Below are 7,807 nucleotides of genomic sequence, written 5' to 3' on the forward strand. Positions count from 1 at the left end.
CTTCATACATATCTTTCGCCTATCCTGTTTCTGATGGATAGGTTTTTTCTTTTTTGGAGGTGTTGTCAGTTGAGCTATACACGCAAGTGCATACTGTGTGTAACCCTCACGACCTTCTTGTTAGCCGGTTGTAACGGGCAGGGAACTGGACAAGCTGGGCCCTCTGTTACTCTGAAGACGGCTACGCCTACTTCGGAAATAGTCGCTCAAGAACTCCCTACTGCTGAAGATGTTCAGAATCAAAGAGAACGACAGTTGGTCATGCTTTTTCAAGGATTGATCGTGATGGATCGCCAACCTTTACTAGCACTGACTTCAGAACAATCTCACGCTATTCTGCCCATTGTTCGCAAGAGTGAGGAAGAAGGAAGCATTGACGAATCTGAACGAAAAGCAGTCATCCAAGTATTAACGAACGAGCAGAAAGCTTATCTGGAAGAACAATCGAAGCAAGTGAAGCTGCGTATGGCCGAACGAATGTACCAACATAGGGAAGAGTTGTCGGCAGCGGAGAGGGAGCGTTATGTAAACGCTTTCGAAAAAAGGAGGAAGTTCGATCGGCAGGTTGAAGCTGGTGTCTCAGCTTATGCCAACAGCGATCCGTCATCTCCGGATTTACGTGGATTGGGGATCAGCGTTGAGCAGCAATTAATCGAATTACTGGTCTCAAAGTCGTAAGGTAGCGTACAAGTGTACTAATGCTAAGGGGGAAGTATCAGAATGAAATTTTTTCGCAGTAAATGGTTCATCTTGATTTTGGCAATTTGCGTTTGTGCTGGTGGTTCCTATGTGTATTTGGCCAAAGGCAAGAAGACAAAGACAGCCGAGACGAAAGAAGTGACGGTTGATGTTAAAAAAGGAACCATTCGCTCTTCGGTTTCGGGTACAGCTCAATTTGAGCCGAAAGATACGCAAACGATCTCTGCCACGGAAAATGCGAACATCAAATCGATTAACTTGACTCGTAATCAAGCGGTTAAGGCAGGCGATGTTCTGATTGAGCTTACAAGCTCAAACCTGGAGAACGATCTAGAGGATGCAAAGCAAACGTATGAGCAGATGGAGAAAGACTTGAGCACGAAACAACAAATGAAAGGGCTAATGGGAGTCAAAGCACCTATTAGCGGGAAAATTACATATGCGAATATTGATCTGGGTTCAACAATTAATAAATCAACGAAAATCGCTACAATTGGCGATGCAAGTACGCTAACAGTTACGCTGCCATTTTTCGTGGAGGATGCTTCCCAATTACATAAAGGTGATATCATCGACATTACGGTGGATGGCTTCATGATTACCAAAACAGGAACAATTTCGGCGATTTCCAAAGACCCTAAGTCCGATGGTAAAGGCGGCAAATTGTTCGATATCGAAATTAAAATAACAAATGACAATTCCATGGATGCTGGCATGAATGTCATGGGCTCCGCTACGATTGGCGGCCGCACAGCGGATTCACAAGGCAAGGCAACACTCCAGTATATACAAGTAGCTACTGTGCTTGCTGGAACAACGGGTAATGTATCCACATTGCCGTTCAAAACAGGCGCAATCGTTCATCAAGGAGATCTCATTGCGAGTTTCTTAAATGATACGCTGGACGACGATATTGTTACGGCGCAATCGGCTCTTGAGCGTCAGAAGCTGAAGGTTGATGCAGCACAAGAAAAAGTAAATTCCTTGAAAATCCTGGCGCCTTTCGATGGCGTATTCTCGACTGATTTCGTAAATAAAAAAGCGGATATTCTTAGCAACTTCCGTCCAGGGACAAAGGTAAGCAGCGGTACCCAGTTCGGTACGGTTGCAAGCTTTGCCAAAATGCAATTGCCCGTTCAAGTCGATGAGCTGGATCTTCCTAATGTGAAAGTTGGGATGAAGGCGGAAATTAAGGTCGATTCATTCCCAGGACGCGTATTCCCGGCGGAAGTGATGCAAGTTTCCACAGTTGGTACAACAACGAATGGCGTCACATTCTATGACGTTATTCTTGCAACAGAAAACAGAGATAATCAATTGAAATACGGGATGACGGCTACAGGTGAAATTTTGATTCAGGATAAAAAGGATGCTCTTTATATCCCGCCAGAGGCGCTTCAACTGCAACGTGGTAAACGTGTTGTAACCGTGAAAAAAGCGGATGGAACCACAGAGGCAGAACATGAAGTGAAAATTGGTATTCGTTCTACAACGCAAATAGAGATCACGGATGGACTTAAAGAAGGCGATAAAGTCGTATTGCCAGTTGCTGTTAAGAGACAACAAAATTTAACTCAAGACGATATTAATAAATTAAGACAGCAATTCCAGCAAGGTGCAGGTGGAGCTGGCGGTGCTGGTGGTTTTGGTGGCGGTAACTTCCAAGGCGGCGGTGCAGGCGGTGCTGGTGCTGCTGGTGGAGCTGGTGGTAACGGCGGCGGTAATGTTCAACGGAATAACGGTGGCGGCGGCGGCGGTGCCGGTAACAGATAATGCTGCCCTGAAAGGAGCTATTGCGGTATGAATATCATTGAACTGAAAGATATAACGAAAACGTATCGACGCGGTGAGGAAGATCTTCCCATTCTACGTAACATATCGCTTACCGTTGCCGATGGTGATTTCGTCGCTATTATCGGACCAAGTGGCTCCGGTAAATCAACGCTCATGAACACGATCGGGTTGCTGGACATCCCGACCTCTGGCAGCTATACGCTGGATGGGGTCGTTACGGAGCATATGAGTGATAATGCCCTTGCTGAGCTTCGCAACCAGAAGATTGGATTCATTTTCCAACAATTTAATCTCCTTCCACGATTAACTGCAACGGAGAATGTAGAATTACCGATGATCTACGCAGGCATTCCAAAGAAAGAACGTAAGGAACGTGTGAATGCGATGTTGAAAATGCTTGGCATGGGAGATCGCGGTCATCATCGACCAAGCGAACTGTCGGGAGGTCAGCAACAACGGGTAGCGATTGCCCGTGCACTGGCCATTTCGCCTTCGTTGATTCTAGCGGATGAGCCGACGGGGGCTTTGGACTCACGGACAGGTGAGGAAGTACTGGAGCTCATTCTACAGCTGAATGCACAAGGCAATACGATTGTCCTCATTACGCATGATCATCATATCGCGAATAATGCGAAGCGAGTCGTCGCACTTCGAGATGGCGTCGTCGTGGATGATTATCGGAACGATACGAAGCAAGCTCCATTGAAGCAAGAGGTGAGCATATGAAGCTAAGTGAACTGATCCGGATGTCGCTTCGGACGATCATTTCGAGTCCACTGCGTACATTTCTGACCATGCTTGGCGTCATTATTGGCGTAAGCTCTGTAGTAACGCTCGTTTCCATCGGGCAAGGAACATCGGAGCAAATCGCGAAGCAATACGAGAACATGGGAACGAATTTGCTCGTCGTTACTGCGACAGGGAACGGGCGCGCGACACAGTTGAGCTATGATGATCTCATGAATTTCGAGAATTTCCCGGAATTCAAATCGATTGCTCCGACGATGTCTAAGAACGGGTCAAACATTAAATATGATCGTACTCAGGAAAAATACAATGTGCTCGGAACGAATGACCGCTATTTCGACATCATCAAAGCGAATATTGATAAAGGTCGTAATTTGTCGCCGACGGATCTTGAGTTTCGTTCTAATGTAGCTATTCTGGGCAGTGAAGTGACGAAAAAATTCTTCGGGACATTAGATCCAGTTGGCGAGAACATCAACATTGATGGTGTTGTCTTCAACGTCATCGGAACGCTCAAAGAAAAGGGTTCTAACATTGGGGGCGCTTCTGTAGATAGCTCCGTTATCGTGCCGTTAGAATCGGCTAGACGTCAATTCAAGCTGGGACAAATACGTACAACGTATGTTGAAGCACCTACCAAAGACGATATTTATACAGCTCAAGAGACAATGAAGCAGTACCTGACGTATAAGTTTAAAAGCGATACAGGCTTTGTATTAACGAATCAGGACGAGTTGTTGAAAGCACGGACTGAAGCAACCAACACACTTACGAATCAATTAGTGGCGGTCGCCTTAATTTCACTCCTAGTAGGTGGAATTGGGATCATGAATATCATGCTCGTTACCGTAAGTGAGCGTACGCGTGAGATCGGGATTCGCAAATCGATTGGCGCTAAGCGTCGCAATATTTTGCTTCAATTCCTGGTGGAAGCGGTTGTGATCAGTGGTATGGGCGGTTTAATTGGACTTCTCATCGGCATCGGATTTTCGTATGCATTACCATATTTTAGTCCGAAGCAATCAACGAGTCTTTCATTTGACGTAGGCCTTTATTCCTTCTTATTCTCGGTATTAGTTGGTGTAGTTTTCGGATTATATCCGGCTAACAAAGCATCCAAGCTGCGTCCGATTGACGCATTACGTTCTGACTAAATTCAACTACAAGGAGGACTCCCTGTGAACCAACAACGTAAGATGAAACGTCTTCTCAGCCGTTCGGCTCTACTGCTAACCGCTGCAAGCTTCCTAACACTTCCTCTGGCAACTTCAGCTTTTGCTGGTAAGGAAGGTGTATTTCTCAGTGATTCCGTCTATTTCACATTAGATAAAGTGACGTTATCGGCAGGTGCTGATGATGGTTCATTACGCTTCTCACTAGGCTTGAATAATCACAGTAACTCCACGGTTGATTTCAATAACTATGGTGTAAAGGTCATTGATTCCAGTGGCATTACGTACACGGCGAAACTGAATGAGAAAGTGGTTGCGCGAGTAAAGGCAGGTGAGACCGGGACGTTTAAGTTTACTTCTGAAATTCCGAGTAATCTCTCAGCCGCGGACTTGAAGGTCGACATTTTTCAATGGAATTATAATTCCACTTCGGATATCGGTGCGCTCTCGGTTGAATCAGCTATGATCGAAGCGGGTCAAACCCCTGAGCACCAAGCTGTTATTAATTTGAAAGAAATTGACACCACATTGGCTGAAGATGCTTTAGTAACCGCTAAAATCGGACAAAGTTATAAAGTGTATAAAGATGGCGTTTGGATGGTATACGCGGATCTAACCTTGGCTAATGAAAGCAGCTCCAGCCTGAAGCTGCCAGATGGTCTTGAACTTAATTTCCAAGACAGCAAAGGGCTGACATACGGTGCGCAGTTTGTTACTAGTGTAGGCACATTGCTTCCTGAACAACCTGTAACCGTAACCTTGCAAGCAGCGGTTCCCGCTTCCTTAGATACGAATAAGCTATCCTTGTTATTCTCACCAAAAGGAAAGGTGAAAACGACGGTGCTTGGCTCGTTGAACGCAGCGAAATCGTTCTCAGTATTCGGAATTGGCGACAAAGTGGCGTACCCGAATACAGATGATCGAGCGGATTTGAACGGTCTCGTCATTTCGACCTCATGGGCATCAGCTATTAAACAATCGGACGGACTGCATGTTCAAGCGAATGTGACGTTGACGAACGAGAGTGAAGGGATTGTTACGATTCCTGGCTTGTCCGCCGAATTCCAAGCGGTTGGCACGAATGTAGGCGTGACATCAAGTGATAATGCGTCGCGTTCATCCTACTTATCGCCGAATGAGTCGACAACATTCCATTTCCAAGGAGTAGTTCCTGCTTCGCTAAGTGCAGAAAGCTTGCAGTTGGTTGTGCTGGAGAAACAAAGCGCTGCTGCCTCCACAACGACACCAAATGGTGCTGCTGGCAACGCGGATAGCACGAAACAAGTGGCATCCCTGCCCGTATCCATTACTTCACTCGCTGGAGCAGGCGTTGCTGGGGAAGCAACATCTTATGCCGCTGCGCAAGCGTATAAGATCGGCGATTCCTTCAAACTTTCTTCGACGAATAGCATCGACTCTAACATCGATATGTCGCTCGTTGAGTTCGGAATGAGTGTGAACTCAGACTTCGGTTATAAGACGATCGTTGCGAAATATAAGCTAACGAATAAAGGGACGTCGACACTCGCTTTGCCGGATTTCCAGACGGATTTGACGAACGAAGAGGGGTACACATACGCTGGCGTTCGACAAACGAATGTGGCGAAAAGCATTGCGCCTAACACGAGTTATGTGTTTAGTCATTCTTACATGGTGCCAGATGTTGAGGATGCAGATAAGCTTGCGCTTAATCTGTACGATACGAATCGCTTGGCAGTTGGTTCGTTTAAAGCGGAAGTGCAATCCATACCGACAACAGGACCAATCTCCGTGTATCCATTTAAAATCAATTTCGATGAGTACCAATTAAACACAACGTATAGCAGAGATTCATCGTTTACGTATAACTTGCGGTTAGATTTGGATGTTGAGCGACAAGCTCAAGTGATCACGGATGCGAATTTCTCCTCACTCTTATTCGAGGTCGTCGATACGGAAGGAAGATTGTTAACTTCTAAGGCCCTGTTATTCACGGGACAACAAAAAATTATGTCAGGTGTTCAATATATCGATTTCGGCAATGTGAAATCAAATCAAGTTAATTCAGGTGCGTACATTAACATTTATGAAGTTGTGGCTACACCGAATGGAGACGCGAAACGCTTGATTAAAACGATTAAGCCATAATCGGCTGCTAAAGCAAAAAAAAGAGTAGATCCAGATAAAATCTGGATCTACTCTTTTTGCATTGCTCATAACAACTCAGGTGCGGGTGTATAAGCTGCGTCTACGAGATCTAAGCGACCCGTTTCCGGATCTATGATCAGACCGTGAACGGGTAAATTTTTGGGAAGAAGGGGATGATTCCGAATAATATTAACACTTTTCTCAATGCCCTCACGAACATGATTGAAGCCAGTCAGCCAACGTTTAAGGTCGATGCCGGCATGTCCAAGCGTTTCGATGACATCATCAGAGATGCCTCTGTCCTTCGCTTTGGAAATGACAACTTCGGAATTGAGCCCTGTCATGCCGCAATCGTAATGACCTATAACGAAAACCTCATCGGCATCCAGCTGATAGACTGCGACGATAATGCTTCGCATAAGACTACCGAAGGGGTGAGAGATAATGGCGCCAGCATTTTTAAGAATTTTGGCATCCCCATTATGAAGATTCATTGCTTTTGGCAGCAATTCGACTAGCCGTGTATCCATACACGTAACAACAACCATTCGTTTGTCTGGAAATTTTGTGGTCAGAAACTCTTGATATTGCTTGGTTTTTACGAAATCCTTGTTGTAGCTCAAAATTTCATTAATCAAAGTCATGATATTCCCTCCAGGTAGTTGATGCTGCATGTCTATGTTTTTTGCAGCTCTATCTTTTATCGACTAAGCTCATACCCGCATTGTAAATTTGATTATTACTCTTCAGTATATAGGATCCCTTGCCTTCGTGGAAGTCGATTTTCATTGTATCCTCGAAAAAAATCTCGTYCTTCGCTTTATAAATCAGTGGGAAGGCAGCTGTGACAGCGGAAACATCGTCGATATTTGCCGTAGAAACTAACCACAGTGTAGGTACGCCATTGACGGAACATCCGCAGCCCTCGGTGTCAAAAACCAGCTTCAGTAACGTGTTATTTTGTTCCATATAGGGTGTTAATCGTTGTGTTGCTGTATCGGTAAACGTAATGTTCATGGATGTCATCTCCTTCAAAATTCTGCCCAAAAACAGCGGACTTCATGGCACTTCTCCTTATTCTACCACAAATTGATCAAGATTTGATTCTAGCCCCCGTTGGAAGTATGATAAATATTGAAACATTTGGGAGGAGATGAGCACATGAGTGTTGGTGTTGTGAATGCCAAGTTGGAATCGTTCAAAGCTTATGTTCGTAAAATGAAGCAGTACGAAGAGGCAATCTCTTTGATCTATTGGGACATGCGTAC

Annotated in this window: 7 protein-coding genes; 5 read left to right on the plus strand and 2 right to left on the minus strand. The window is 45.1% G+C overall.

Features of this window, described 5'->3' with window-relative positions; all coding sequences use genetic code 11:
* The first annotated feature begins 69 nt into the window (after positions 1 to 69).
* The 5 genes from AC1DVJ_RS24375 to AC1DVJ_RS24395 are packed head-to-tail and all read left to right on the plus strand — an operon-like array spanning position 70 to position 6,539.
* Entirely contained in the window at positions 70 to 678 is a 609-nt protein-coding gene (locus AC1DVJ_RS24375) for a hypothetical protein (protein WP_477594222.1), read from the plus strand.
* 42 nt (positions 679 to 720) lie between these two features.
* Positions 721 to 2,472: an efflux RND transporter periplasmic adaptor subunit gene (locus AC1DVJ_RS24380; protein ID WP_477594224.1), complete on the plus strand. Its 1,752-nt coding sequence runs from the start codon at positions 721 to 723 to the stop codon at positions 2,470 to 2,472.
* Positions 2,473 to 2,499: 27 nt separating this feature from the next.
* Positions 2,500 to 3,219, plus strand: a complete 720-nt coding sequence (locus tag AC1DVJ_RS24385) for an ABC transporter ATP-binding protein (RefSeq protein ID WP_477594226.1) — start codon at positions 2,500 to 2,502, stop codon at positions 3,217 to 3,219.
* Complete coding sequence (locus AC1DVJ_RS24390) at positions 3,216 to 4,394, plus strand: ABC transporter permease (RefSeq protein WP_477594228.1); 1,179 nt, start codon at positions 3,216 to 3,218, stop codon at positions 4,392 to 4,394. The genes AC1DVJ_RS24385 and AC1DVJ_RS24390 overlap by 4 nt, the downstream gene beginning before the upstream one ends.
* Before the next feature lie 24 nt (positions 4,395 to 4,418).
* Positions 4,419 to 6,539 carry a hypothetical protein gene (locus tag AC1DVJ_RS24395; RefSeq protein ID WP_477594230.1) on the plus strand — a complete coding sequence of 707 codons (2,121 nt, stop codon included), beginning with the start codon at positions 4,419 to 4,421 and terminating at the stop codon, positions 6,537 to 6,539.
* A gap of 65 nt (positions 6,540 to 6,604) precedes the next feature.
* Here AC1DVJ_RS24395 and AC1DVJ_RS24400 read toward each other — a convergent pair whose 3' ends face one another.
* Positions 6,605 to 7,183: a beta-class carbonic anhydrase gene (locus AC1DVJ_RS24400; RefSeq protein WP_477594232.1), complete on the minus strand. Its 579-nt coding sequence runs from the start codon at positions 7,181 to 7,183 to the stop codon at positions 6,605 to 6,607.
* 49 nt (positions 7,184 to 7,232) lie between these two features.
* Positions 7,233 to 7,556 (minus strand): iron-sulfur cluster biosynthesis family protein, encoded by a 324-nt coding sequence (locus AC1DVJ_RS24405; protein WP_477594234.1) that lies wholly within the window; start codon positions 7,554 to 7,556, stop codon positions 7,233 to 7,235.
* Positions 7,557 to 7,807 lie beyond the last annotated feature (251 nt).

Source organism: Paenibacillus sp. P4_A9, assembly GCF_056402415.1.

Bases quoted from the DNA above. Each gene is read 5' to 3' on its own strand.
- AC1DVJ_RS24380 (WP_477594224.1), top strand. From the start codon at position 721: ATGAAATTTTTTCGCAGTAAATGGTTCATCTTGATTTTGGCAATTTGC.
- AC1DVJ_RS24385 (WP_477594226.1), top strand. From the start codon at position 2,500: ATGAATATCATTGAACTGAAAGATATAACGAAAACGTATCGACGCGGT.
- AC1DVJ_RS24390 (WP_477594228.1), top strand. From the start codon at position 3,216: ATGAAGCTAAGTGAACTGATCCGGATGTCGCTTCGGACGATCATTTCG.
- AC1DVJ_RS24400 (WP_477594232.1), bottom strand. From the start codon at position 7,183: ATGACTTTGATTAATGAAATTTTGAGCTACAACAAGGATTTCGTAAAA.